The sequence below is a fragment of the Actinomadura sp. NTSP31 genome, assembly GCF_041951385.1.
Taxonomy (GTDB): domain Bacteria; phylum Actinomycetota; class Actinomycetes; order Streptosporangiales; family Streptosporangiaceae; genus Spirillospora; species Spirillospora napierensis.
Genome location: NZ_JBGNUT010000004.1, coordinates 227,324 through 250,000, shown reverse-complemented (window position 1 = coordinate 250,000; position 22,677 = coordinate 227,324). Strand labels below are relative to the sequence as shown.

The 22,677-nt window shown below is 71.9% G+C and carries 24 protein-coding genes; 6 read left to right on the top strand and 18 right to left on the bottom strand.

What is annotated here, in order from left to right:
* Positions 1–20: 20 nt before the first annotated feature.
* The 14 genes from ACA514_RS08630 to ACA514_RS08565 all read right to left on the bottom strand — a co-directional run bounded on the left by ACA514_RS08630 (position 21) and on the right by ACA514_RS08565 (position 14,487).
* On the bottom strand, positions 21–875 hold the full coding sequence (locus ACA514_RS08630) for an ABC transporter permease (RefSeq protein WP_375040489.1): 855 nt from the start codon (positions 873–875) through the stop codon (positions 21–23).
* Positions 876–972: 97 nt separating this feature from the next.
* Entirely contained in the window at positions 973–2,559 is a 1,587-nt protein-coding gene (locus ACA514_RS08625) for a carboxylesterase/lipase family protein (RefSeq protein WP_375040698.1), read from the bottom strand.
* Positions 2,559–3,275 carry a GntR family transcriptional regulator gene (locus ACA514_RS08620; RefSeq protein WP_375040488.1) on the bottom strand — a complete coding sequence of 239 codons (717 nt, stop codon included), beginning with the start codon at positions 3,273–3,275 and terminating at the stop codon, positions 2,559–2,561. Before ACA514_RS08620 ends, ACA514_RS08625 begins: the two co-directional genes overlap by 1 nt.
* A gap of 93 nt (positions 3,276–3,368) precedes the next feature.
* On the bottom strand, positions 3,369–4,229 hold the full coding sequence (locus tag ACA514_RS08615) for an amidohydrolase family protein (RefSeq protein ID WP_375040487.1): 861 nt from the start codon (positions 4,227–4,229) through the stop codon (positions 3,369–3,371).
* 19 nt (positions 4,230–4,248) lie between these two features.
* Entirely contained in the window at positions 4,249–5,229 is a 981-nt protein-coding gene (locus ACA514_RS08610) for a hypothetical protein (protein ID WP_375040486.1), read from the bottom strand.
* Between the two features lie 30 nt (positions 5,230–5,259).
* Positions 5,260–6,126, bottom strand: coding sequence for a hypothetical protein (locus ACA514_RS08605; RefSeq protein ID WP_375040485.1), 867 nt, complete (start codon positions 6,124–6,126; stop codon positions 5,260–5,262).
* Between the two features lie 10 nt (positions 6,127–6,136).
* A complete protein-coding gene (locus tag ACA514_RS08600; protein WP_375040484.1) occupies positions 6,137–7,273 on the bottom strand; it encodes a DUF3500 domain-containing protein in 1,137 nt (378 codons plus the stop codon).
* Positions 7,261–8,100 (bottom strand): hypothetical protein, encoded by an 840-nt coding sequence (locus ACA514_RS08595; RefSeq protein ID WP_375040483.1) that lies wholly within the window; start codon positions 8,098–8,100, stop codon positions 7,261–7,263. The genes ACA514_RS08600 and ACA514_RS08595 overlap by 13 nt, the downstream gene beginning before the upstream one ends.
* Positions 8,100–9,740: a thiamine pyrophosphate-binding protein gene (locus ACA514_RS08590; protein ID WP_375040482.1), complete on the bottom strand. Its 1,641-nt coding sequence runs from the start codon at positions 9,738–9,740 to the stop codon at positions 8,100–8,102. Before ACA514_RS08590 ends, ACA514_RS08595 begins: the two co-directional genes overlap by 1 nt.
* On the bottom strand, positions 9,737–10,765 hold the full coding sequence (locus ACA514_RS08585) for an amidohydrolase family protein (RefSeq protein ID WP_375040481.1): 1,029 nt from the start codon (positions 10,763–10,765) through the stop codon (positions 9,737–9,739). Before ACA514_RS08585 ends, ACA514_RS08590 begins: the two co-directional genes overlap by 4 nt.
* A gap of 11 nt (positions 10,766–10,776) precedes the next feature.
* Entirely contained in the window at positions 10,777–11,631 is an 855-nt protein-coding gene (locus ACA514_RS08580) for an HpcH/HpaI aldolase/citrate lyase family protein (protein WP_375040480.1), read from the bottom strand.
* Complete coding sequence (locus ACA514_RS08575) at positions 11,628–12,221, bottom strand: SRPBCC domain-containing protein (protein ID WP_375040479.1); 594 nt, start codon at positions 12,219–12,221, stop codon at positions 11,628–11,630. The genes ACA514_RS08580 and ACA514_RS08575 overlap by 4 nt, the downstream gene beginning before the upstream one ends.
* Positions 12,222–12,237: 16 nt before the next feature.
* Entirely contained in the window at positions 12,238–13,032 is a 795-nt protein-coding gene (locus ACA514_RS08570; protein ID WP_375040478.1) for an ABC transporter ATP-binding protein, read from the bottom strand.
* 207 nt (positions 13,033–13,239) lie between these two features.
* Positions 13,240–14,487: an MFS transporter gene (locus ACA514_RS08565; protein WP_375040477.1), complete on the bottom strand. Its 1,248-nt coding sequence runs from the start codon at positions 14,485–14,487 to the stop codon at positions 13,240–13,242.
* Between the two features lie 404 nt (positions 14,488–14,891).
* On the opposite strand from ACA514_RS08565, the gene ACA514_RS08560 reads away from it, so the two are divergent.
* The 4 genes from ACA514_RS08560 (at position 14,892) to ACA514_RS08545 (ending at position 17,742) form a co-directional block, all read left to right on the top strand.
* Positions 14,892–15,272, top strand: a complete 381-nt coding sequence (locus ACA514_RS08560) for a VOC family protein (RefSeq protein WP_375040476.1) — start codon at positions 14,892–14,894, stop codon at positions 15,270–15,272.
* Positions 15,273–15,310: 38 nt separating this feature from the next.
* Positions 15,311–15,772 (top strand): pyridoxamine 5'-phosphate oxidase family protein, encoded by a 462-nt coding sequence (locus ACA514_RS08555; protein ID WP_375040475.1) that lies wholly within the window; start codon positions 15,311–15,313, stop codon positions 15,770–15,772.
* Positions 15,773–16,284: 512 nt separating this feature from the next.
* Complete coding sequence (locus ACA514_RS08550) at positions 16,285–16,932, top strand: ATP-binding cassette domain-containing protein (RefSeq protein WP_375040474.1); 648 nt, start codon at positions 16,285–16,287, stop codon at positions 16,930–16,932.
* Between the two features lie 549 nt (positions 16,933–17,481).
* Positions 17,482–17,742 carry a hypothetical protein gene (locus ACA514_RS08545; RefSeq protein WP_375040473.1) on the top strand — a complete coding sequence of 87 codons (261 nt, stop codon included), beginning with the start codon at positions 17,482–17,484 and terminating at the stop codon, positions 17,740–17,742.
* 76 nt (positions 17,743–17,818) lie between these two features.
* Here ACA514_RS08545 and ACA514_RS08540 read toward each other — a convergent pair whose 3' ends face one another.
* Positions 17,819–18,139 (bottom strand): DMT family transporter, encoded by a 321-nt coding sequence (locus tag ACA514_RS08540; RefSeq protein WP_375040472.1) that lies wholly within the window; start codon positions 18,137–18,139, stop codon positions 17,819–17,821.
* The gene (locus ACA514_RS08535) at positions 18,139–18,867 is read right to left on the bottom strand and encodes an SDR family NAD(P)-dependent oxidoreductase (protein WP_375040471.1); all 729 of its coding nucleotides are present in this window, start codon (positions 18,865–18,867) and stop codon (positions 18,139–18,141) included. The genes ACA514_RS08540 and ACA514_RS08535 overlap by 1 nt, the downstream gene beginning before the upstream one ends.
* A 108-nt stretch (positions 18,868–18,975) precedes the next feature.
* On the opposite strand from ACA514_RS08535, the gene ACA514_RS08530 reads away from it, so the two are divergent.
* Entirely contained in the window at positions 18,976–19,593 is a 618-nt protein-coding gene (locus tag ACA514_RS08530; protein WP_375040470.1) for a TetR/AcrR family transcriptional regulator, read from the top strand.
* Between the two features lie 428 nt (positions 19,594–20,021).
* Here the strand turns inward: ACA514_RS08530 and ACA514_RS08525 are convergent, their stop codons facing one another.
* Complete coding sequence (locus ACA514_RS08525; RefSeq protein ID WP_375040469.1) at positions 20,022–20,324, bottom strand: hypothetical protein; 303 nt, start codon at positions 20,322–20,324, stop codon at positions 20,022–20,024.
* 262 nt (positions 20,325–20,586) lie between these two features.
* Here ACA514_RS08525 and ACA514_RS08520 point away from each other — a divergent pair, with 262 nt between their 5' ends.
* On the top strand, positions 20,587–20,970 hold the full coding sequence (locus ACA514_RS08520) for a hypothetical protein (RefSeq protein ID WP_375040468.1): 384 nt from the start codon (positions 20,587–20,589) through the stop codon (positions 20,968–20,970).
* A gap of 900 nt (positions 20,971–21,870) precedes the next feature.
* Here the strand turns inward: ACA514_RS08520 and ACA514_RS08515 are convergent.
* On the bottom strand, positions 21,871–22,227 hold the full coding sequence (locus ACA514_RS08515; protein WP_375040467.1) for a VOC family protein: 357 nt from the start codon (positions 22,225–22,227) through the stop codon (positions 21,871–21,873).
* Positions 22,228–22,677 lie beyond the last annotated feature (450 nt).

The following is a 22,677-nucleotide window of genomic DNA, read 5'->3' as shown; positions in this document are numbered from 1 at the left end:
GTCCACGGGGGGGTCGGGCCTCAGCCCTTGCGTCCGCGACGGCGGCCGGCGAGGCCGAGCCTCCTCAGGGCGTACGCGTCCAGCGAGCTCAGGATCCCGTTGAGGATGAGCGTCATGACCACGAGGACGATGAGGCCGGCGAACTCGTTCGGCGCGTCCAGGTTGCTGGCGGCCACGAACAGCTCGTGGCCGACCCCTTCCGCGGACGCGATGAACTCGGCGCCGATGACGCCGAGGATGGCGAGCGGCCCGCTGGTCTTCAGCGCCGCGAAGAACGGCGCCGCCAGCGTGGGGACGGTGACGTAGCTGAGCACGTGGTGCCTGCGGCCGCCCATCACCTGGACGACCTCGACGAGCTCTCGCTCCCGCAGCCGCAGGCCGAGATAGATGTTGTAGAAGACGACGAACGCCACGCCGGTGACCGCGATGGCGATCTTGGACCAGATGCCGATGCCGAAGAACAGCAGGAACAGCGGGGCCAGCGCGATCTTGGGAATGCCGTTGACCGCGGCGATCAGCGGCTCCAGGACCTGACCGGCGAGGCGGAAGGAGCCGAGCACCAGGCCCGCCACCGTTCCGAGCGCCACCCCGATGCCGAAGCCGGCGAGGATCTCGATCGACGTCGTCCTGATGTCGGTCCAGCCCTGCGCGGACTGCAGGAACGTCCACAGGGCGTCGACGACGTCCGTCGGCTTGCTGACGGCGTACTCGGGCAGGACGGGCCCGCTCAGCACCTGCCAGAGGACGCCGGCGACGGCGATCACGGCGACCCGCAGCAGCACCACGGTGGCCGTGCCCCGCCACCGTTCGCCCTGCCCCCCGGGCTCCGTCTCCGCCTCGGTCGCGCGTTCCGCACTTCTGGTCGCGGTTACCATGGTCCGCTCCTCCTCTACCATGTCCGGCAGCGTGACTGCAGGTACTCGTTGGTCCGGTCGTTCCGATCGGTCCGGTCGGGTCCGGTCACCGGGCGTCTCACCAGGCGTCCCGGGTCTGGAAGAAGCGCTTCCAGAACGCGAGCCGGGGCGGTTCGGCGAGCGGGATCGGCCCGAACCCGCCGCCGACCTCCATCACCGCCTCCGAGTCCGGCGTGCAGGCCGGCCAGTGCGGGACTCCGGGGCCGTTCGGGTCGCCCGAGGCGACGAAGTTGGCCCAGTAGGTGGACATCGTGTCCGCGATCTCCCGGTCCTCGGCGGTCCATCCGGCGTCCTCGGGGGCGAGGTTGCCGAAGACGAAGTCGATCTCGGAGCCGTGGGAGGCGCGCCGGTAGTCGCGGCCGGGGGCGGCGGACCGGTGCGTCCAGAAGTAGGTGCGGACGGGCCGGGTCGCGTGCCGCGACCAGTCCGCCGCCCACAGCCAGGTCGAGATGCGGGCGTTGTCGCGGATCGCCGCGCTGCTGGCCCGCGCGGCCTCCTGGTCGGTCGCGGCGGGGTAGAGCGCGAGGAACTCCGCCGCGAGCGGGCCGAACTTCTCGTGCGCCGCCGCGACGAAGGCTTCGAGGGTCACGTGCACCGCCGGCATCCCCGGGCGGCGGCTCCGCTTGCTCTCCGAGCGGTACGCCGCGAACATGTCGTCGGGCACGGCGCCGCTCTCGTCGAGGTTGTTGCCGGCGAGGTAGTGGACGTCGTTCTGCAGTCCCCTGCCGTAGGTCTCGTCGTAGCCGGCGGGGAGCACCCAGCCGTCCACCACCGGGCGGAACAGCGGCGGCTTGCCGGAACTGCCGGTGTGCACGGCCGTGTCGACGGCCCCGCCGCCCATCAGCTTCTGCCACGGCAGCTCGCGCAGCTTGGCGAGCGTCCCGGCGCCGCGCTCCTTGGCGAAGTCGGCGCCCGCCTGCTCGGCGTCGTGCAGCAGCCGGTAGGACGTCGAGAGGTAGCGCAGCTCCGGGTCGCGGGAGTAGCGGGCGTGGCTCTGCGCGATCGCCCGCTGGAACAGGCCCCGGGCCGGCGGCGACATCGCCAGGAAGTTGACCGTCCCGGCGCCGGCCGACTGCCCGGCGATCGTCACCCGGTCCGGGTCGCCGCCGAACGCGGCGATGTTGCTCCGCACCCACTTCAGGGCCGCGATGCAGTCGAGCAGCCCGTAGTTGCCGGACGCGCCGTGCCCGGACTCCTCGCTCAGCTCGGCGGTGGCGAGGAAGCCGAACGCGCCGAGCCGGTAGTTGAAGGTGACGACGACCAGGCCCTTGCGCGCGAGGTTCACGCCGTCGTGGCGGGGATCGGCGCCGGTGCCGAGTCGGAAGCCGCCGCCGTGCACCCACACGAGCACCGGGCGCCTCTCGTCGGGGGACTCCGCGCCGGTCCACACGTTGAGGGTGAGGCAGTCCTCGCTCATCGGCAGGTCGAGGCCGGCCAGCTCGCCGCTCGGCGGCTGCGGGCAGACCGGGCCGAAGGCGTGCGCCCTGCGGACGCCCTCCCACGGCTCGGCCGGCCGCGGCGGCCGCCAGCGCAGGTCCCCGACCGGTGGGGCGGCGTAGGGGACGCCGCGGAAGACGGTCACCGACCGGTCCCGGCTCTGGATCCCCTCCACCGGCCCCGACTCGGTCGCCACCGGATGTCGCATCACGTCGTTTCCCGATCAGTGGTGGTTTCAATGGCCGATTCCCGGGCCTGGAGCAGCAGGGCACGGCGGGCGGAGGCCACGTGGTGGCGCATCGCGGCGACGGCCGCGTCCGGGTTGCGCGTCACGATCGCCAGGAGGATGGCCTGGTGCTCCTCCAGCGACCCGCCGCGCGGATGCCGCGCGGACAGGTTGCGGTACTGCCGCATGACGAGCGGGTACAGCAGGGTGTCGTACGCCCGGGCCAGCGTCTGCTGGTGGGCCGCCTCCTTCACCTGCTGGTGGAACCGGCGGTTGCACTGCGAGTAGGCGGCCTGGTCGCCGCGGGCCTTGCAGTCCGCCATCTCGTCGAGGATGCGGCGCAGCGCGTCGATCTCCTCGTCGGTGGCCCGCTCGGCGGCCTTGCCGGCGAGCGCGGACTCCAGCGTCTCGCGCGCCTCCAGGATGTCGAGGGCCTCCTCGACGGTGAAGCTGCGCGTGCGCACGCCGCGGTTGACCTCGCTGGTGACGAAGCCCTCCTGCACCAGCCTGACCAGCACCGCCCGCATCGTGCTGCGCGAGACGTTGAACATCCTGGTCAGGTCGGCCTCGGTGAGCCGCGTGCCCGGCGCCATGCTGCCGGACAGCAGCAGCGAGCGCAGCCCCTCGTACGCCTGGTCCTGCCGGGTCTGCGAGGTGCGGCCCGGCTCGGCCACGTCGTCGTATTCGCTGGAGTCCATCGTGATCATCCGTTCATTTCCGCCTGCCGGCCGCCGCCGGTCCGATACCGCCCCGAGTAGGGGACGCTCCCATACTCGGAGCCCGCGTCCGGATCAGTGAGCGGCCTTCCCGAGCGCGGGGTACAGGCGGCGCGCCGTGCCGGCGAAGATCTCTGCCCGATCGTGCTCGGGCAGGGGCGCGAGGACGTCCTCGGCGAGCGCCAGCAGCTCCGGCAGCGGCTGCTCGGCGGCCGGGCAGTTCGACCCCCACGCGATCCGGCCCGCGCCGAACGCGGCGACGACCGGTTCGAGGAACTCGACGGCCCGCTCCCCCACGTCCCGCAGCCGCTCCAGGTTCCGGTGCGTCAGCTTCAGGTGGAGGCGCTCGTGCCTGGCCAGCGCGGCGACCTCCTCCCCCGCCTTGGCCGGGGACGCGGCGATGTCGGGGTAGCCGATGTGGTCGAGCAGCACCCGGACGCCGGGGAACCGGTCGAGGACCTCCTCCGCCTGCGCGGTCGCGGGGCCGAGCCGCATCTGGAGGCAGACGGGCACGTCCAGCGCCTCGGCCTGCTTCCAGAACGCGTACGACTCGGGCGCGGCGAACCACTCGCCCTGGGTCTGCATCGTGCTGCCGGTCGTGAACAGCCGCACGCCGGAGAGCCCGCCCTCGCCGACGGCCTCCGCCAGCGCCGCCGGGGCGTCGGGCCGCAGCGGGTCGAAGGTGCCGACCGCGACGAACCGCCCCGGCTCCTTGCGCGCGCTGTCCAGCACGTACGAGTTGTCGTAACCGTAGTTCGTGGTGGCCTGCACGAGGACGGACTGGGCGATGCCGGTCTCGTCCATGCGGGCCACCATGCCCTCGGCCGTCACCGGCCGGGTCGCGGCCCAGTCGGACTGCTTCCCGCCGAGCGGCGCCCTGGGGTAGGCGGCCGGGTCGGCGGAGATGATGTGGCAGTGCGCGTCGACGACGTCCACGGTGGTGTCTCCTTTCGGGTCAGGCGTCCGGGTAGTCGCCGGCGGCGAACAGCGCCTTCGGGTCGGCGGGGAAGTCGGCGTCGAGCAGGCCCTGCTCACGGGAGTAGCGGACGAGCGCGGCGAGGGTCGGCTCGTTGCGGTCGATGCCGTAGGGGGCCGGGTCGCCGTCGATCTGGGCCGCCTGCTTGGCGAAGCGCTTCTGCGCGGTCCAGCCGGGGTCGGCGGCGACCTGGCGCCGCTTCGCGTCGGCCAGCGCGGCGTAGAGCCTGGTGGGCAGCTCGGGGTCGCGCTCGACGAGTTCGGTGCGCAGCGCCACGACCGAATGCAGCGGGTAGATCCCGGTGCGGACGTAGTGGTCCACGCCCAGGACCTCGGCGTCGGCGAACAGCGGGTACGGGCCGTCCCCGCCGTTTCGTGAGCTGCTGCTCTCGGGCTCTGCGGCGGCGGTCCAGCCCGCGCGGGGGGCGCCGGCGCGACCGGTGCCGGCGTTGCCGGAGAACGCGGCGTCGATCTCGCCGGCCCGCAGCAGCTCGCCGAGCGAGCGGCCGTCGGTGACCCGCTCCACGTTGGCGGGAGCGCGGCCCTCGATGTGGTCCTCGTCGTCGACCACCCAGGTGATCGCGCCGACGTTCACTCCGTACTCCTCGGCGAGGATGCCGCGCACCCACACGCCGGTGCTCACCGTGTACGCCCGGACGCCGACGCGGCGGCCCTCCAGGTCGCGCGGCACGCGGATCCCGCTGTTCGCGGCGCACTGCACGTCGCCGTGGTGGAACCGCCGGTTGAGGAAGACCGGGACGGCGGTGAGCGGCACGCCGGCCTGCACCGCCATGAGGTACGAGACGGGCGCCAGTTCGCACACGTCGAACTCCAGGTCGCGGATCATCCGCCGGTAGGCGCCGATGATCGGGCGTACCTCGACCGGCTCGACGTCGTAGCCCGGCACGTCGAGGCCCGTCGCGTGGGGGTAGTCGCCGAAGGCGACCGTCAGCTTGTCCATTGCGGTACTCCTAGGAAGTCAACGGGGAGGTCAGCCGCCGAGCCGGGCCGGGGGGACGCCGAGGGCGGCGCAGGACGCGTCCACCAGCTCGTCGAACTCCACCGGCCGCGGCAGCACGCCCTGCTCCAGCGCGTACGCCGCCGCCCGCGCGACCACGCCGCGCATCGCCGCGAAGCCGACGGGATTCATGTCGACGGGCTCGGTGCCGCGCGGGAGGGACTCGACGGCCTTGCGCATCGCGTCGTACGCCGCGCAGACGGCGCCGGAGTGCTCCCGCGCCGCCTGCTCGGTCACGGCGAGCACGTGGTTGACCGGGGCGAAGCCGTTGGCCCGCGACCACTCGGCCGCGGCCTCGCGCGCGTCGGGGACCGCGGTGCGGATCCGGTCGTCGTCGGGGAGCTCGTTGCCCATGATCCCGAAGTCGAGGCGTCCTTCCAGGAAGTCGGCCTGGAGCTTCGCGCCCTCGGGGGCCCGCGTCACGAAGCCGGGGTCCCGCGCGCCGTCGACGTGGGCGCCCTCGTAGGTCGTCCAAGCGACCTTGCGCAGGTCCACGCCGTACTGCTCGGTCAGGAAACCGCGCATCCACACGCCGGTCGTCTGGCTCCACGACCGGACGCCCGCGCTGCGGCCCTCGATGTCGCCGACCGTCAGCTCCCCCATCGTCACCAGCGTCTGGTGCTGGTAGCGGCCGAGCGCGGTGACCGGCAGCAGCACGACCGGCCGGCCGTGCGCGACGGCCTGGAGCAGCGTCACGATCGCCAGCTCGGCCAGGTCCACCGCCTGGTCGTTCACGAAGCTCTTGGACGCCCTGTGCACCGGCTTCACCGCGAGCCGCTCGGCGCCCGTGGCCTCGACCGCGGCCCGCGCCAGGTCGTCCCGTCCGATGACCAGTTTCATTCGATGCCCTTCAGTGCCTGTGGAAGCGTTCGTGGTGCTGCCGCAGCAGGTCGACGCCGTAGTCGTTGCCGTTCGGGGTGCGCACGATGGTGTGGATGTGGTGCCGCATCGGCTCGTCGTTGTCGAACATCACGCCCCACTGGTGCTCGAACTCGACGAGGAGCACGGGGCTGTGCAGGCGGTAATAGAAGACGTCGCCGGGGTCTCCGGCCCACCCGAAGAAGGTCTCCTGTCCGAGGACCTCGGCCATGCGCAGCTCGGCGTGGCCTTCGCCCGCCCGGCCGACGTAGAGGCCCAGGAGGTCGACGGCGGTCTCCCGCTGCTCGACGGTCAGCTCACTGAGCGGCAGGCCCGCGTAGTCCAGCTCCCAGTTGTCGCGGAAGGCCCCGGCGTACAGGTCGGGCGGCAGCTCGTCGGCGAGGACCGCGCGGTTCTGCTGGGCGTCGGTGAGCCCGGTGAACAGCGCCCGGCCGATGGCCTCCTCGCGGCGGAACGCGGCCGTCCCCGCGTACTTCCCGGACCTGGCGATCACCGGCTCGGCGCCGAGGAAGGTCGGGGTCAGCACCATCTGGTCGCCGACGAAGACGCAGTTGACGTTCACGTGGTGCCCGTCCAGCTGCCAGCCCCACGGACCGCCGCTCTCCGGCTCGCCGTAGACGCTGAACCAGTACATCCACTCGTTGAGCAGGTGCTCCTCGCCGCGCAGCTCGCCGATCGTCAGGTTGAGGTGCATGAGGTCGACGACCTGCCGGTAGCCGTACGGGCTGAGGCTGCGGCGCAGGATCGTCATGATCGCGCGGCGCTCGGCCTCGCCCAGGTCCTCCATGCACAGCCCGTGGCGCAGGAAGTAGCGGGCGCCGTTCGCCCAGTGCCGCCACGTCACGTCGTCCATCGGGAACCGGCCCTCGGCCAGCTCCTTGGGCGCGAGCAGGGCGAGGTAGTCCTCGGCGGCCTGCCGCTGGGGCTTCACGTCGAGGCCGGTGGCGCGCAGCGGGAACAGGCCGCGCTGGATCCCGTCCGAGGTCGCCACGCCGCGGAACGGCTCGGCCGCGGCCTCGCGGCGCCACGCCACCTTCTCCAGCAGCGCCGGCGTCCACTCGTCGGGCTTGCGCGTGTACGCGCCGGTGCGGTGCCTCAGTCCGACCATCGGGCTGCTCCTCTCTCGATCTCGGCGATGTCGACCGGTGTGCGGACGAGTTCCTGTTCGGCGGCGTACCGGCCGCCGATCTCCAGGGCCTTCGCGAGCGGCTCGCTCCAGCCGGCCGCCACCGGCGGCTCCGCGCCGGCGGTCGCCTCCTTCAGTGCCGCGTAGAGCGCGTCGACCGCCTCGGGGTCCTCGTCCAGCACGGCGTTCCGCACGACGACGACGTGGTTGACCGGGATCGTGCCGTGACGCTCCACCCAGGCGCGGCCGGCCGCCTCGGCGTCCTCGATCAGCGGGACGAGGCCCGCCCCCTGGCCGCCGGCGGCGCGCGGGCCGAGCACGGCCGCCGCCACGTCGCCCGCCTTCAGCAGGTCGCCGACCTTCTCCGCGGCCGACCGCTCGACGTACGGCGGTTCGGTGTACTGCGCGACGTGCGGTTCCTCGGTGGTGACCCAGGTGACGTCGGCGGCCTCCACCCCGTACTCCTCGCGCAGGAGGCCGCGCACCCACAGGCCGGTGGTCTGGCTGTAGGAGCGGACGCCGACGCGGCGGCCCGGCAGGTCGCCCGGGGAGAGCGGCGGAGCGTCCGGGAGGCGGGTCAGGGAGCGGTGGTGGGTGCCGCCGATCATCACGACCGGGAGCAGCGTGACCGGCACGCCGTAGTCCCTGGCCTGGAGGTAGGTCGCGAGCGCCATCTCGCAGACGTCGAACTCCAGGGCGCGCACCATCCTGGCGAACGCCGGCGGCAGCGGCTTGAACTCGATGAACTCATGGCCGGGAAGCTCTTTGACGGCGCGAGTGTGCGGGTGGTCGCCCAGAACGATCCTCATCAGACGTCCTCGCCGTACCAGAGGCGCCGGTAGGGGACGCTCAGCACCTCGCGCGAGATGCGGACGTCGATCACGAACGGGCGCGGGTCCGCGACGTACTCGGCGACGGCGGCCTCCAGCTCGGCCGCGCTCCGGACGGTGGCGCCGCCGCCGCCGAGTGCCTGCGCGACCCCGCCCAGCTCGGGGTTCGGGATGACCGCCAGGTCCTGGGCGAGGCCCTTGGCGCCCAGCTTGTGGTACTCGGCGCCGAGGCCCTCGTCGTTCATGACGACGACCAGCATCGGCAGGCCGTAGCGGCAGGCCGTCTCGAACTCCGGCAGGTGCATCAGGAAGCTCGCGTCGCCCTCGACCACGAAGGCGGGCCGTCCGGTCGCCACGATCTGGCCGATGGTGAGCAGCGGGGCCTGGCCGATCGCGCCGAACATGCCGTAGTTGGACGTCACCTGGCGGGACCGCTGGAACAGCATCGTGCCGAAGTCGGTCTGGTGGCCGCTGCCGAGTACCAGGTCGAACTCGCGGGGCATCGCCGCGTCGAGCACCTTGACGGCCTCGCGGGGGTCGATCCGCCCGGGCTCGTCGACGTAGTCGATCGGGGCTTCGAGCCAGCCGGTCAGCCGGCCGCGGGTCTCGGCGGTGTGGAAGCCCTCCAGCCGGGTCGCGCCGAGGGCCCGGTTGAGCTCGGTGACGGCGGTGACGGCGTCGGCCTGGATGTAGCAGTCGGCGACCCGGCCGTTGCCCATGACGATGTTCGGCGCCGAGTCGATCTGCACGTAGCGGGCCTCGGGGTAGAGGTAGCCGTGCTCGGTCGTGTAGTGGTTCAGGCTCGCGCCGACCGCGATGACGCAGTCGGCCTCCTGGAGCAGCTCCTGCGCGGGCTTGCTGCCGAACAGCCCGGACAGGCCGACGTGGAACTCGGTGCGGTCGCACAGCCAGTTCTTGGCCTGGAGCGTGGTCGCCAGCAGCGCTCCGGTCTTGGCCTGGAGCTCGAGGATCTCCTCGCCGGCTCCGGCGCGGCGGGCGCCCCGTCCGGCGATGACGACGACGCGCTTGCTGCCCTCGATCAGCTCGCGGGCCGCTTCGATGCGGGCCGGGTCGGGCAGCGTCCGGGACGGCACGAGCAGCTCGTGCGACGGGACGTAGTCGCCGGGCTCGTAGTCCTGGGTCTGCACGTCGAACGGGGCGCTCAGCATGATCGGCCGGTTCTCGGTGCGGGCGAGGTAGAAGGCGCGCTGCACGGCCTCCTCGGCCTGGTCGGCCTTCGACAGGTGGACGAAGCCGCACTCGATCGCGGCGGCGAACCGGCGCTGGTCGAGGTACTGCACGGCGCCCTCGTCGCCCCACGGCGTCTCGCCGCAGAACGCGACCAGCGGCGTGCCGGCGCGGCTCGCGCACAGCATGGACGTGGCGAGCTGCGAGACACCCGGGCCGCTGGTGGTGGTGACGACGCCCGGCCGTCCCGCCGCGCGCGCCCAGCCGTCGGCCATGCCGAGGCCGGAGCCCTCGTGCCGCACCTCGTACAGGCGCACGTTCCGCTTGGCCAGCGCGTCCATCCAGTGCATGTTGGCGTCGCCCATCATGCCGAAGACGTCGGTCGTGCCTTCCTGGACGAACGCCTCGGCCATGGCCTCGTAGGCCTTCACTTGGTGACCCCCCTGGTGTTCAGCCGGCTGAAGACGCGCAGCGCGTTGCCGCCGTACACCGCGTCGCGGTCCTCATCGGTCAGGTCGATGCCGTCGAGCAGGAACTTGACGTCGTCGAAGTTGCGGCCGGTCTCGGGGTCCACGCCGCGCACGGCGCCGATCATCTCCGAGGCGAACAGCACGTTCTTCGCCGGAATCACGTCGAGGAGCAGTTCCAGGCCGCGGCGGTGGTAGACGCAGGTGTCGAAGAAGACGTTGCCGAGCACCGCCTCCTCCAGCGGCGGCAGGCCCTTGTCCTGCATGAACCCCCGGTAGCGCCCCCAGTGGTAGGGCACCGCGCCGCCGCCGTGCGGGATCACGAGGCGCAGCTCGGGGAAGTCCTTGAACAGGTCGGACGTGCACAGCTGCATGAAGGCGGCGGTGTCGCCGGCGAGGTAGTGCGCGCAGGTCCCTTGCAGGGCGTCGTTGCGCGACATCGCCACGTGGATCATCGCCGGGACGTCGAGCTCGACCATCTTCTCGTAGAGCGGGTAGTAGACCTTGTCGGTCAGCGGCGGCGCCTGGTAGAAGCCGTCCGACGGGTCGGGGTTGAGCAGGCAGCCGACGAAGCCGAGTTCCTCGACGCAGCGCTCCAGCTCCGCGGCCGAGTTGCGGATCGAGGTCTCGAGGCCGTCTCCGGGAGACTGCGGGAGCTGGCAGGCGCCCACGAACCGGTCGGGGAACAGGCCGCAGACGCGGGCGACCAGGTCGTTGGCGACGCGGGACCAGTCGAGGCTGGTGCGCTCGTCGCCGTAGTGGTGGGCCATCTTGCCCGCGCCCGGCGAGAAGACCGTCAGATCGGTTCCGCGCTCGGTCTGCAGCTTGAGCTGGCCGTCCTCGATGGCCGCGCGGATCTCGTCGTCGCTGATCTCCAGCTCGTCCGGGCTCACCCGGACGCCCTCGCCGAACGCCTTGATCTGCCGCTCCCGCCACGCGCCGAGGGCCTTCGGAGCGGTGGTGAAATGGCCGTGGCAGTCGATGATCATCAAAGTCCTCCTCAGGCGCGGCCGGTCAGCTCGCGGCCCCGGTCGAGCCCCGGGTACGAGCGCACGGGAAGGGTCATCAGGAAGCGGTAGCCGTCCTTGACGACCTGCTCGACGTTCCCCGCCGTCACGTGCGGGTGGCCGACGGCGACGCCGCGCTCGCCGCAGACGTCGAGGACGCGGCGCTTGCATTCGAGGAGCTTCGGGTGCTCGTACTGGCGGGGGATGCCGAGCTCCTGGCTCATGTCGCCCTCGCCGACGATCACCAGCCCGATACCGGGGACCCGGTCGAGGATGTCCGGCAGGTTCCGGATGCCGAGCTGGTCCTCGATCATGAGGGCGACGAGGATCTCCCCGTCCGGGTCCAGCGGCCAGACCCCGCTTCTCGCGTAGTACTCGTCGTTCGTCAGGCCCCAGTAGCGGGCGGCCGCCGCGGGGCTGTCGCCGCGCACGCCCGCCGGCTCGTAGCGGTCCGCGTCCGGCAGCCGCGGGTAGCGGCAGGCGGCGACGGCGTTGTAGGCCTCCTCCACCGTGGAGATGTGCGGCCAGACGATGCCGTAGGCGCCCAGGTCAAGGGCCTGCTTGGCATGCCACTGCCCCTTCTCGGCACCGTTGGTGGGGATCCGCACCAGCGGGGTCACCGCCGGGGCGACGTCGCCCGCCGCCGCGATCTGCCTGCGGTTGAGCAGGTACTGGAGGCTGTCCTTGAGGCCGACGACGTCCCAGGGCTTGTGCTCCATCTCGAAGATCAGCCCGTCGTACCTCGCGGTGCTGAACTCCAGGGCGGCCGCCGGGTCCGGCGGCGCGAAGGACGCGAACGCGTGCTCCCCCGCCTCCAGTGCCCGGATGACCCCGTTGAGCCTGGTCACGCCGTACCTCCTTCACTGGTCCGTTCCGAACGCCTGTTCCACAGCGCCGCCCACCAGGCGCGAATGCGGGCGGCCAAGGTGGCCGGCCTCTCCGGCGCCACCGCCGCCGAGGCCGCCGCCGCGGCCGGGGTCTCCGGCTCGGCGGGCCCGGCGCACAGCCCGACCAGCCGCGCCGAGAAGTCCTTGGTCATGCGGGAGACCACGACTCCCGCGCCCGCCTCGATCAGCGAGGTGAGCTTTCCGGTCAGCCGGACCTCGCCGTCCATGGCGACCTTCGAGCCGGTCCCGTCCTCGACGACGCGGAAGCCCGCCTCGGCGGTGAAGCGGGTCGCCGCCTGGCCGTCCTTGCCGCGGGCGGTGAGCCGTCCCGCGAACTCCGCCTCGTCCAGCTCCAGGTGCACGCGGGCGCCGAACCGGACCCGGACCGCACCGAACTTGACGACGAGCGTCCCGTCGAAGGAGCCGTCCTCGTGCTCCTCGCCGAGCTCGGCCCCGGCGATGCAGGACACGACGTCCGCGGGGCTGGAGATCACCTCCCACACCCGTTCGCGCGGGCTCGGGACGGGGATCGTCTCGGTGATCGTTATCAACGTTGAACCTCGGTCTCTACGCGGTGGCGTCGGACATGTGCAGCTCGGACTTGAAGAGGCTCCACAGGTCGTTGTAGAGCTCCGCGAACTCGGGCGACTCCACGAGGGAGCCGATGCTGCGGGGCCGCTCGAACGGCACCTCCAGGACCCGCCGGACCGTGCCGGGGCCGCTGGACATGACGACGACCTCGTCGGCGAGGTAGATCGCCTCGTTGAGGTCGTGGGTGACGAAGACGAGCGTCCCGTTCTGCTCCTCCCAGAGGTTGAGCAGGTCCTGCTGGAGCTTCAGCCGGGTGATGGCGTCCAGCGGGCCGAACGGTTCGTCCATCAGCACGATGGACGGGTCGTAGATGAGCGCCCGGGCGATGGAGACGCGCTTCTGCATGCCGCCGGACAGCTCGCGGGGGTAGTGGTCCTCGAAGCCGGTGAGCCCGACGAGCTTCACCCAGTGGTCGATGCGCTCGTCGCGCTCCGCCTTCGGCACCTTGCGGAACTTCAGGGCGAGCCCGATGTTGGCCCGCACGCTCAGCCACGGGAGCAGGTTGGCCTGCTGGGTGACGTACGCGGCCGCGGAGTTCACGGCGTTGACGCGCTCGCCGGCGAAGTGGACCTCGCCCTTGGTGGGGGCGAGCAGTCCGGCGGCCAGGTTGAGGATCGTGCTCTTGCCGCAGCCGGACGGCCCGATCACCGCGACGAACTTGCCGCGGCCGACCTGGAGCGAGACGTCCTCGATCGCCGGCCGGCGCGCGCCGGGGAACCGCAGCGTGACGTTATCGAAGCGGAGGGCCTCCGCATGTGGGTTGGTCGACATCGTTCCCCTCCCTGACCCCAGCCGGATTGTCCGACAAGCGATGCGAGGAACGTAACATGCCGGACACCTCCCAGCAAGGATTCAGCAGGAAGACAGAGGATTGTCCAACAAGCCAGCCAAGGGTTCATCGGGGATTGTTAGACAATGGGGCCGAGCCCACGGGCGGTCGCCCCGCACGGGGCCGCCTGCCCGCAGGGGCCGCCGGCGCTACGCCAGGCGGCTTCGCGCCCTGAACGTGAGGTACAGCGCGAGCGACGTGGCCGTCAGGGCGGCGGCGACCAGGAAGACCCGACCGGTCCCGACCACACCCGCGACGGCGCCCAGGCCCACGGCACCGACCGCCTGGGACAGGTACATCGCCATGAAGAACGTCGAGTTGGCCCGCCCGCGCCGCTCCCTGCCGGCCACCAGGACGGCCAGGGCGTTCAACGTCGGCTGGGCGGCCCCCATCCCCAGCCCGTACGACGCGCCCGCGAGCATCAGCACGAGCAGGTTCGGGCACCACCAGACGCCGACCTGGCCGAGGACGAGCAGCGCGATACCGGGAGCGAGGACCCACACCGTCCCCCACCGCCGCTCGATGCGTCCGGCCGTCAGCCTGGACACCGCGAGCATCAGGCCGCTGGCCACGAAGAACAGGCCGGAGTTGCCGATGCCGCGTCCGAGGGCGTAGGCGGCCATGAAGGTGTTGATGCCGGCGGTGCCGAACATCAGCAGGAACATCACCGACGCGGGCCGCCAGGCGTCCCGGTCGACAATGCGGGTCCACAGCGGCCGGGACGGCTGGGCGCCTCGCTTCGCCGGGCCGGCGTCCTCGGCATCGCGCCGCGGAGCGGCCGCCACCCGCCGCGCGTCCACCCGGGCGGCGGCGGAGCGGAGCGGGATGCGGAGCAGCACGTTGACCAGGCCGCAGCCGAACGCCACGGCGAACGCCCACCGGTACCCGCAGGCACTGCGCAACTCCAGGGCCAGCCACGGCCCGAGCAGCTGGGCCACGGTCTGCTCCACGCCGAGGTAGCCGATGCCTTCCGACATCCGTCGTTCCGGAATGAGGTCGGTGGCCAGGGTCATCACGGCGGTGCCGTTGAGGGAGAACCCGACGCCCTGCAACGCCCGTGCGGCCAGCAGCGCCCAGACCGGCAGCGCCAGTACGTACAGGCCGGACGCGGCGCAGTACAGCACGGAGCCCACCACCATGACCGCGTACCGCCCGCGGTCGTCGACCAGGCTCCCCGACAGCGGCCGCAACATCACCGCGGCCATCATGTAGAAGGTGGTGGTCAGCCCCGCCACCGCAGGCGACGCCCCCTGGTCGAGCGTGTACAGCGGCACCAGCGCGATGAGCATCTGGGTACCGGTTCGCAGCAGTCCGTTGGCCGCCATGAGGAGGACGAACGGGAATGTGAAGATGCGTTCCCGCCTCACGTCGGCCATCGCCTTCCGCGTGTCCGCCACCACGTCCCCTTCGCTCACGCCCTCGGCCTGTCTCGCAGCAGGCGTCACGAGACAGGCCCGCGCCCGCTCCCACGTCTCATCGGTCTTTCGCAGGTTCACTGCCGCCTCGGGCGGCGACCGGCGGCTCGCCGTCGGCGAGGATAACTCATTAGTTTCGTTAACAAAATTCCTCGCGCGCACCGACGGGTCCGGCAGCCGCCGGACGGCCGCACGACCGTTGCCTACGACCGCTCGGGCATGTTCACCGTCCCCAGACACGTCACCCGACTGCCCGGAATGGGGCGGAATGGGCGTTCGCATGACAGCCCCGAGATGCCGTGATTTGCTGGAATGGCGCCATTTCGGGTGCGCGGATCGCGCATACAGAAGCCCGAGAGACCGCATAAGCGAAAGGACGCCCTGCCGTGGAGTTCAAGCTCGAGCTGGTACCGATCCCCGTGTCAGACACGGACGGTTCGATCGCCTTCTACACCGAAAAGCTGGGCTTCGAGCTGGACCACGACATCAGCCCCGCCGACGGCCTCCGGATCGTGCAGGTGACGCCGCCCGGTTCCGCCTGCTCGATCGGCTTCGGTGAGGGGTGGGTCGGCACCGCACCCGGCTCGATCCAGAACCTGCATCTGGTGGTCTCCGACATCCACTCCGTCCGGGAGGAGCTCGTCAAGCGCGGACTGGAGATCAGCGAAGTCGACGAGATGTCCGCGCCCGGGAAGCCCACCGTCTCCTACGCGTACTTCCAGGACCCCGACGGCAACAGCTGGGCGCTGCAGGAGATCAGCGGCTGACCGCTTGGAATGTCGGTGCCGGCGGGCACACTGTCCGCATGGCGACATGGAGGCAATTCGAAGAGGAGGCGGCCGATCTCGCCGCGACGGTGCGGGCCCGGTTCGAAGCCCAGAAGACGCACGTCCTGGCGACGCTGCGCAGCGACGGCTCGCCGCGGGTGAGCGGCTCGGAGGTCGACTTCCAGGGCGCGGACCTGTCGTTCGGCTCGATGCTGCACGCGGTGAAGGCCCACGACCTGCAACGGGACGGCCGCTGCGCGATCCACGCGCATCCGGCCGACCCCGAGCACGGCGGCGACGCCAAGGTCGCCGGCGTGGCGATCGAGATCACCGACCCGGAGGAGAAGAAGGCCTACACCACCGGCGACGAGCCGCCCGGCGACTTCCACGCGTTCCGGCTCGACCTGCGGGAGGCCGTGCTGACGTCGGTCGAGGACGACGAGCTCGTCATCCAGAGCTGGCGGCCGGGCGGGGGCGTCCGCACCATCCGCCGCAAGTGACCCCGGCAGCGGAGGCCACCGCCCGCCTCCGGCCACTCCGGACCGAGCTTCCCAGCCGGCTTTCCCACGTGGGCGGAAGCGCTGCCGTCCACCCGGTTCGTGGCCCCCACCGATCACCGGCGGACGCCACGACCCAGGACGGCCACGTCGCCGGCTTGGACGACGGTCAGGACCTTGAGTCTCTGCCGATGCCCCCTTCGGCCGTGACCTGCACGACGGCGGGCGATGCGCACGAGCCAAGGGTCGTCTGCTGGCGTCAGGATGCCCGGTTGGCGGCTTCTGCGAAGGCAGGGAGGAGGGGCCTCTCCGCGCGCCTCATAGATCATGCCCATGCCGACGGCGCCGACCTTCCCATGAGGTCGACTCATGGACGGCCGGGCGAAGTCCGGATGATCTTACGGAATGCGAACGGCCGCCCAGCTCAGCCGCCTACCGGCGGGTCACCTCCATAGCCTCGTACCACGCGGGCACTCCGGGACGGCCGGGCTCCGCACGGTGTGAGGGGAACGAGGATGAGCACAATCGTCGTCGAGGCACGCGACCTGCGCGTCGGCTGCGACGGCCGGGCGGCCGGGGGCTTGTCGTTGGCGGTGCCGGAAGGCGGGATTCACGCGTTGCTCGGCCGCCCGGGTGCGGGCAAGACGCTGTTGCTGGAGGCGCTGGCCGGACTCCGGCGGCCCTCCGGCGGACGTGTTCGGCTCCGGGGCGCCGATCCCTACGCCGAGCGGGGCGGGCTGCGGATCGGCACGGTGTGGCGGGACGGCGGGCTCTTTCCCGGCCTCACCGTCACCGAGATCATCGAAGGCTGGCGCCGCTGGACGCTGGATCCGCTGACGGCGGACGAGGCGCTCGCGCTGACCGGCCTGGAGAGGGTCGCCGGGGTGCGGTTCGAGCGGCTGACGGCCGGTGAGCGGCGACTGCTCGACCTGTCGCTGGCGATGGTGGACCGCTCGGACGTGCTGTTCCTGGACGAGCCCACGTCCGGCCTGGATAGTGGAACGGTCCAGCAGGTCTGGGCGACGCTGCGGCGCCTGTCCGCGGCCGGTACGACCGTGCTGCTCACCACCCGCGACGCGGCCGAGAGCCGGTGGGCCGACCACGCCGGCGTCGTCGGCCGGGACCGCTCCTTCGCAACCGGCTACCACCTCGGCGCCGCCTGACCGACGGCTGTTGAGCGCGGAGAGGTCGCTTCGGCGAAGCATGCCGTCGTTGCGCTCCGAACGCGCCTTCGGATACATCCGGGCCCGGGACTCTGACGAAGGACCGGCGGACGCCCCTGACGCGCCGCCGGTGCACCGCCCTCGTCGCCCCGTGCGCCGCGAGCATCCTGGCCTGCTCCCCGCCGCCTGAAGGCACTGGCCGTGGACGCCGAGCAACCACCCGGCGGCGAAGAGCGGTTCCCGCCCGACAGCGGCTTCGCCGCGCGCTGTAGCGGCGCAGCCCGCGGGCACCACCGACTAGCTGACCGAGACCGACGCCAGCAGCGTCGTGCTGATGCCCGTCTTCCTCGACGGCGCCGTGGCGGCAGCGGTCACCGCCCCAGACGCGGCGACCGCGTCCGATGGGACCCGACGACGTCGCCAGGCCCAGCCGAGACCGGACCTCAGAACTGACGAACCGGGCAGGAAGGCCGTGGCCGGATCCGGCCGTCTCGTAACCCGATCGCTCAAGATGGATGTCTTCGTCCAAGAGGCGGACAAGGGGGACCTATGGCGAGGACGGAGCTGCCCGACGACGTGCAAGCCGAGACCCGGCGACGCCGCAGACGGTGGCTGGCGCTGCTGGCCGTGCTGCTCGTCGCCGCGCTCGCGCTGGCCAGCCCCCAGTATCAGCTGGCGCGTCTCCTGGGGGCCGCCGCCGCCCTCTGGTCGGTGGCCGGGCTGGCGTGGGTGAACATGCCCGCCATGGACTTTCGGAGAACTGAGGCGCGCATCCGGGCCGAGGAACACATTCGAGGCCGCCAGGAGTAGAGGCCGGCGAGGGCCGCACCGCGTTCACCGAATACTTCGCCGCCCTCCAGTAAAAAGTCGGACAGCCCCTCGCATCTTAAGAGCGCTCCAACACTTGCAGGCCGATCACGCCGACGACGATCAGAGCGAGGAACGCCAGCCGGGCCGGCGACGCGCTCTCACCGAACGCGACCATGCCGACGAGCGCGACGCCGAGGGCCCCGAGGCCGACGAACACCGCATACGCCGTCCCGACCGGCAGCGTCCGAAGCGCCAGCGACAGCACGACGACGCTGAGCAGCGCCACCGAGAGTCCGATGACAGTCGGCCAGAGGCGCGTCAGGCCGTCCGACTGCTTCAGCGCCGCCGCCCACACCAGCTCCGTCAACCCCGCGATCAGCAAGAAGATCCAGGCCATCAGGCTGCGTACCCCCCGTCCACGGCGATCGCCGCACCGGTGACACAGTCCCCGCCCGGGCCCGCCAGATGCGCCACCATCGCGGCGGTCTCCTCCGCGCGCCCGTACCGACCGAGTGCCGTGAACCCGCGCTCGAACTCGGCGTCCGGGGAGCCGGCGGGGTTCATCTCGGTGTCGGTCGAGCCCGGCTGCACCACGTTCGCGGTGATCCCGCGCGGCTTGAGATCGCGGGCCAGGCCCCGGGTGAGCCCGGTGAGCGCCGACTTGCTCATCGCGTACAGCGTCCAGCCGGGGTAGGGGACGCGCTCGGCGAGGCTGCTGCCGATCGTGATGACACGCCCGCCCCGCCCGAGGTGCCGGGCCGCCGCCACGAAGGCCGCCCGCACGTGAATCGCCAGGGTCAGGTCAAGCTCGGCGAGCGACACCTCCTCCAGCCGCCCGTAGGGCGCGATCCCGGCGTTGTTGACCAGGATGTTGAACCGCCTCAGCTCGGCCGCCGTCCGGTCGACCGCCGCGGGGTCGGCGGCGTCGGGGTCGGCGGCGATCGCCGGCCCCCGCCCGCCCGCCGCCTCGATCTCACCGACGACGCCAGCGGCAAGTTCCGGAGCCCGCACATAGGTCACCGCGACGCCCGCGCCGTGTCGCACCAGTCGCCGCGCGATCGCCGCGCCGATGCCGCGTCCGCCGTCCGTCACCCGGGCCGCCCGCCCCGCCAGAACCGCCGTCATCCCGACTCCTCGCCACTAATCGGAGAAACTTCCGCTTACCGAGCTTAACCGGAGAGGTTTCCGGATACAAACCCGTTACGCTGGTAAGCCGTGCCGAGAGGGGGCTGGATGCGGGAGCTGCCCGTCGTCGGGCGTCCGCCCGCCGAGCGCGCGGACGCCGCGCACAACCGCCGCCGCATCCTGCGCGCCGCCGCGGAGGTGATCGCCACCCGCGGGGCCGAGGCCGTCTCCATGGACGAGGTCGCGCGGGCCGCCGGGGTCGGCGTCGGCACGGTGTACCGCCGGTTCGGCGACCGGGCACGCCTCGTCTACGCCGTGATCGACGACCGCGAGCGCGACTTCCAGGCCGCCTTCATCCAGGGCCCTCCGCCGCTCGGCCCGGGCGCCGCGCCTTCCCAGCGCGTCCGCGCCTTCCTGCACGCCCTGGCCGACCGCACCGAGGCTCAGGCCGACCTATTGCTGATGGCCGAGTCCGACCCGCCGGACGCCCGCTTCCGCGACGGTTCGTACGGCCTCTACCACCGGCATCTGGCGATGCTGCTCCGCGAGATCCGCCCGGACACCGACGCCGCCTACCTGGCCGATGCCCTCCTCGCCCCCCTCGCCGCAAACCTGTTCCTCCACCAGCGCCGGACGCGCGGCATGCCCCTCGACCGGATCAAGGCAGGCCTGGACGCCCTCGCTGGAAGCCTCACCGCACGACCCGGCGCTGCGCCCGCCGAGTGACCGGGTTGATCATCCATCGGAGTGCCCCGTCCGCGCTGTCGGTGAACTCCGGCGGACGCCGGCTCACAGACTTGGCGCCGGCAGGGTGCGCCTGGTCGATGAGTGCGGCGCGGTCGGCGGTGCCGTCCCAGCGCAGCCACTCGCGGGCGGCCGAATCCGAGGGCGGCGCCCGCGGCGGTGGTGAGCACCGCGGATCGGTCGTTTGTCGCCGAGATCGCCGAGACGGACCGTCGTGATGGCGTGCCTGTTCAGTGGGCCGGTGCCTGGCTCATAGCGATGACGTCGCAGGTGCCGAGGTAATGGCCGAAGTCGCCCAGAGTCCCCCCGCGCGGGTCAGGGTAGCCGTTCCAGTTCGACACCGGCCCGGTGTTCAAGTAGTAGTCACCGATGAAACCGGAGCGCTCCCCTCCGTTGTTCCAGACGACCCATCAGACGTAGGGGTCGCCGCCGACGCCGCATAGGCCGGAGGTGTCCTTTCCCCAACTGTCGATCGCGACATTGTCGCCGTTGTGCAGCGTCACCACGACGTTGAAGTCACGGTCGAGCACCTGAACGCCCGATGCTGGAGCCGAGGTGATCGTCGTGCAGGCGTAGGTGAAGCCGTTTCCCGGGGAGCAGTTCCATATCCCGGCGCCGGTCGCGTTCGACACCCCCGATAACCCCGACGCCGTCAATGCCGTCGCCGCCACCACGGCCGATACCCGCACGAATCGACGTCTTCGCGTTGTCATCTTCTCTTTCTTATGGAGGAGGCGCCGGCGGGGAGCTGAGCGTGGCCTTTCGCCTGCGCCGTCCCCACAGCGTGGCACGCGCCGGACTGCTCGACGGCGACCGGATACGGTCAGCGGCAGCACCGAGCGCGGGCGGTGGTGACGGGCCGGGGGTACGCCGGGCGGGACGCTGGTGAGGGCGTGCTAGGACCCCGATGGGGCCGTGCTGGACTCGCCGTTGGCAACTGGAGGGCCCGTCGTTACGGGGTCGGTCAGAATCGGGGTGACGACTCAAGATCGGGAGCCGGGCCCCAGGGACGAGCGCGGTGAGCCGGTGCAGCGGACCTGGCACGTCGACGTAACCGCCGCGGTGCACGACACCGCCTGGCTCAACGTCGACTACGACGGCCCTGCCCCCGAGGCGCTCTGGACCATCCGCGATCGGCTCCACGACATGCTGCGGTTGCAGGACGATGTCGGCGTCAGCGCGGCGGGCCCGGCCCGGCTGCGTCTGTCCTTCACGATGGCCGCCCCCAGCCTGCTCATGGCCACCGCCGCTGGCACTGACGCGGTGTCCAGGGCGTTCGACATGGCCCGGCTCTTCCCCGGCGAGTTGGTGGCCATGACCGTCATCGAGGTCGGCGAACTGGTGCCGGAGCTGTGGTGACCAGCGAACACTCCGGCGTCCTCTCCCCCGCGCCGCTGCTCTCCGCAGCTGGAGCGGAGAGCAGCGAGGCCACGCCCGATGCTCAGCCCGGCGCGGTCCCGGCTGACGGCCCGGGCGGCGACCCGCCCGGGGTCCGGACGTGCTGGAGGGCGGCGTCGTCGAGTCCTCGGCCCGGCGGCCGCCACGGCGACCAACAGGGCCGGCGTCCCCGTCGGCGGGGCCCAGGCGGCGCGGTCCGCTGAACAGCGTCCCGGTCACCGCGGTGCTCGCCAAGGCCGGCGACAGCGCCGGGTCGGAGCTGACGTGGCTGGTGGCGGGCTGGCTGCGGCCCTACTCCTCGGCCCACACCCGCGTCGCCTACGCCCTCGACCTGGCCGAGTGGCTGGACTTTCTGGCCGCGGCCGGCGGCGACGGTCCGCGCGACCCGCTGGCGGTCCGCCGCGCGACCAAGCCGCCGCGCTCGGACGGTGGCAAGACCGGCGCGCTGGCCAAGCCGCAGACCCGGGCGCTGTTGCGCGCCGCCGACCGGATGGTCGCCGACGCCGACGCCGCGCTAGCCGCGCGGCCGGACTCGCTGCGGCGGGCCAACCGGGTGCTGTACGCGCTGCGCGCCGGTCTACCTGCTGGCCGGCCTGGGCATCCGCGCCTCCGAGGCACGCACCCTGGACCTGGCCGACCTGGCCGACCTGGCCGACCTGGCCGACCTGGACGAGCACGACGGGCAACAACGCCGTGCGCGCATCACCCTCAAGGGCGGCAAGGAGCATCTCCGGTCCCTCCCCGCCCGGCTGGAGGAGGTGCTGGGCGAGTAGCTGGCCGTCAGCGGCCACCACCACCGGCCTGGCGGGCCGCCGCGCGCACGCTCGGCCCCGGGTCACGTCCCTCGTGGCGGTGTTGGGATCAGAGCAGGCAAAGACAGAAGGGGTGGCCTGCCGGGTCCAGGAAGACCCGGTAAGACGTGCCGGGCTGCTCCGGGTGTTTGGTCGCGCCGAGGTCGATCACTGCCCCCTCAGCGGCATCGAGGTCGTCAACGATCACATCGAGGTGCATTTGCTGGGGCCGCTCCTGGGTCGGCCACGCTGGTGGCGTATAACCATCCACCTTGTGGAAGGAAATGCACTGACCGAACTCGGCGCAAGCCGCTGCCCGGTCGACGGAGACGTCGATCTTCCAATCCAGCATCGCGCCGTAGAATCTGGCGAGCGCACCAGGATCGGGACAGTCGATAACGATGAGGGGCATGCGGGCGATGGCCATGTCGGCCACACTATCGACGATCGCGTTCCCAAGGCCTCACCATTCGGGGGATGTCATCCGGGTCTGTGGTGAAGGTTTTTGGTGGGGCGGGCCGTGGGGTTGGGCGGACAGATGCGGCTTTGATCGGGGCAGCGGGCTGCTAGCCCTCGCGTGGCTCCGGGCTGCCATGCTTGCCAGTGTCAGAAGGTCTGTGTGGCCGCTTCTGATGAGTCACAAGCGAGGTGGCGCGGCGGCTGGGGCACTCGGTACAGGGCCACCTGTGGGCCAAGAGGGCGCGGGCGACGGCTCCTGACCACGTATCCCCTGGTCATGCCCATGATCGCGGCGCCTTGAACGTTCACCATAGAACGACGTTCCAGCGCGCCGCCGGGTGGCCGGCGGGCAGCCTCGGTCCCATGCCGATGACGACGCGCGCCAGGACGCCGAGCACCAGGAGGAGCGCGCCAGGAC

What these genes read in the sequence shown, in the direction of transcription:
- ACA514_RS08600 (WP_375040484.1), bottom strand. Translation starts at nt 7,273, where the DNA reads ATGGTCGGACTGAGGCACCGCACCGGCGCGTACACGCGCAAGCCCGAC.
- ACA514_RS08605 (WP_375040485.1), bottom strand. Translation starts at nt 6,126, where the DNA reads ATGAAACTGGTCATCGGACGGGACGACCTGGCGCGGGCCGCGGTCGAG.
- ACA514_RS08515 (WP_375040467.1), bottom strand. Translation starts at nt 22,227, where the DNA reads ATGGCCATCGCCCGCATGCCCCTCATCGTTATCGACTGTCCCGATCCT.
- ACA514_RS08610 (WP_375040486.1), bottom strand. Translation starts at nt 5,229, where the DNA reads ATGGACAAGCTGACGGTCGCCTTCGGCGACTACCCCCACGCGACGGGC.
- ACA514_RS08585 (WP_375040481.1), bottom strand. Translation starts at nt 10,765, where the DNA reads ATGATCATCGACTGCCACGGCCATTTCACCACCGCTCCGAAGGCCCTC.
- ACA514_RS08545 (WP_375040473.1), top strand. Translation starts at nt 17,482, where the DNA reads ATGGCGAGGACGGAGCTGCCCGACGACGTGCAAGCCGAGACCCGGCGA.
- ACA514_RS08620 (WP_375040488.1), bottom strand. Translation starts at nt 3,275, where the DNA reads ATGGACTCCAGCGAATACGACGACGTGGCCGAGCCGGGCCGCACCTCG.
- ACA514_RS08540 (WP_375040472.1), bottom strand. Translation starts at nt 18,139, where the DNA reads ATGGCCTGGATCTTCTTGCTGATCGCGGGGTTGACGGAGCTGGTGTGG.
- ACA514_RS08630 (WP_375040489.1), bottom strand. Translation starts at nt 875, where the DNA reads ATGGTAACCGCGACCAGAAGTGCGGAACGCGCGACCGAGGCGGAGACG.
- ACA514_RS08535 (WP_375040471.1), bottom strand. Translation starts at nt 18,867, where the DNA reads ATGACGGCGGTTCTGGCGGGGCGGGCGGCCCGGGTGACGGACGGCGGA.
- ACA514_RS08625 (WP_375040698.1), bottom strand. Translation starts at nt 2,559, where the DNA reads ATGCGACATCCGGTGGCGACCGAGTCGGGGCCGGTGGAGGGGATCCAG.
- ACA514_RS08555 (WP_375040475.1), top strand. Translation starts at nt 15,311, where the DNA reads ATGGCGACATGGAGGCAATTCGAAGAGGAGGCGGCCGATCTCGCCGCG.
- ACA514_RS08525 (WP_375040469.1), bottom strand. Translation starts at nt 20,324, where the DNA reads ATGACAACGCGAAGACGTCGATTCGTGCGGGTATCGGCCGTGGTGGCG.
- ACA514_RS08530 (WP_375040470.1), top strand. Translation starts at nt 18,976, where the DNA reads ATGCGGGAGCTGCCCGTCGTCGGGCGTCCGCCCGCCGAGCGCGCGGAC.
- ACA514_RS08550 (WP_375040474.1), top strand. Translation starts at nt 16,285, where the DNA reads ATGAGCACAATCGTCGTCGAGGCACGCGACCTGCGCGTCGGCTGCGAC.
- ACA514_RS08595 (WP_375040483.1), bottom strand. Translation starts at nt 8,100, where the DNA reads ATGAGGATCGTTCTGGGCGACCACCCGCACACTCGCGCCGTCAAAGAG.
- ACA514_RS08570 (WP_375040478.1), bottom strand. Translation starts at nt 13,032, where the DNA reads ATGTCGACCAACCCACATGCGGAGGCCCTCCGCTTCGATAACGTCACG.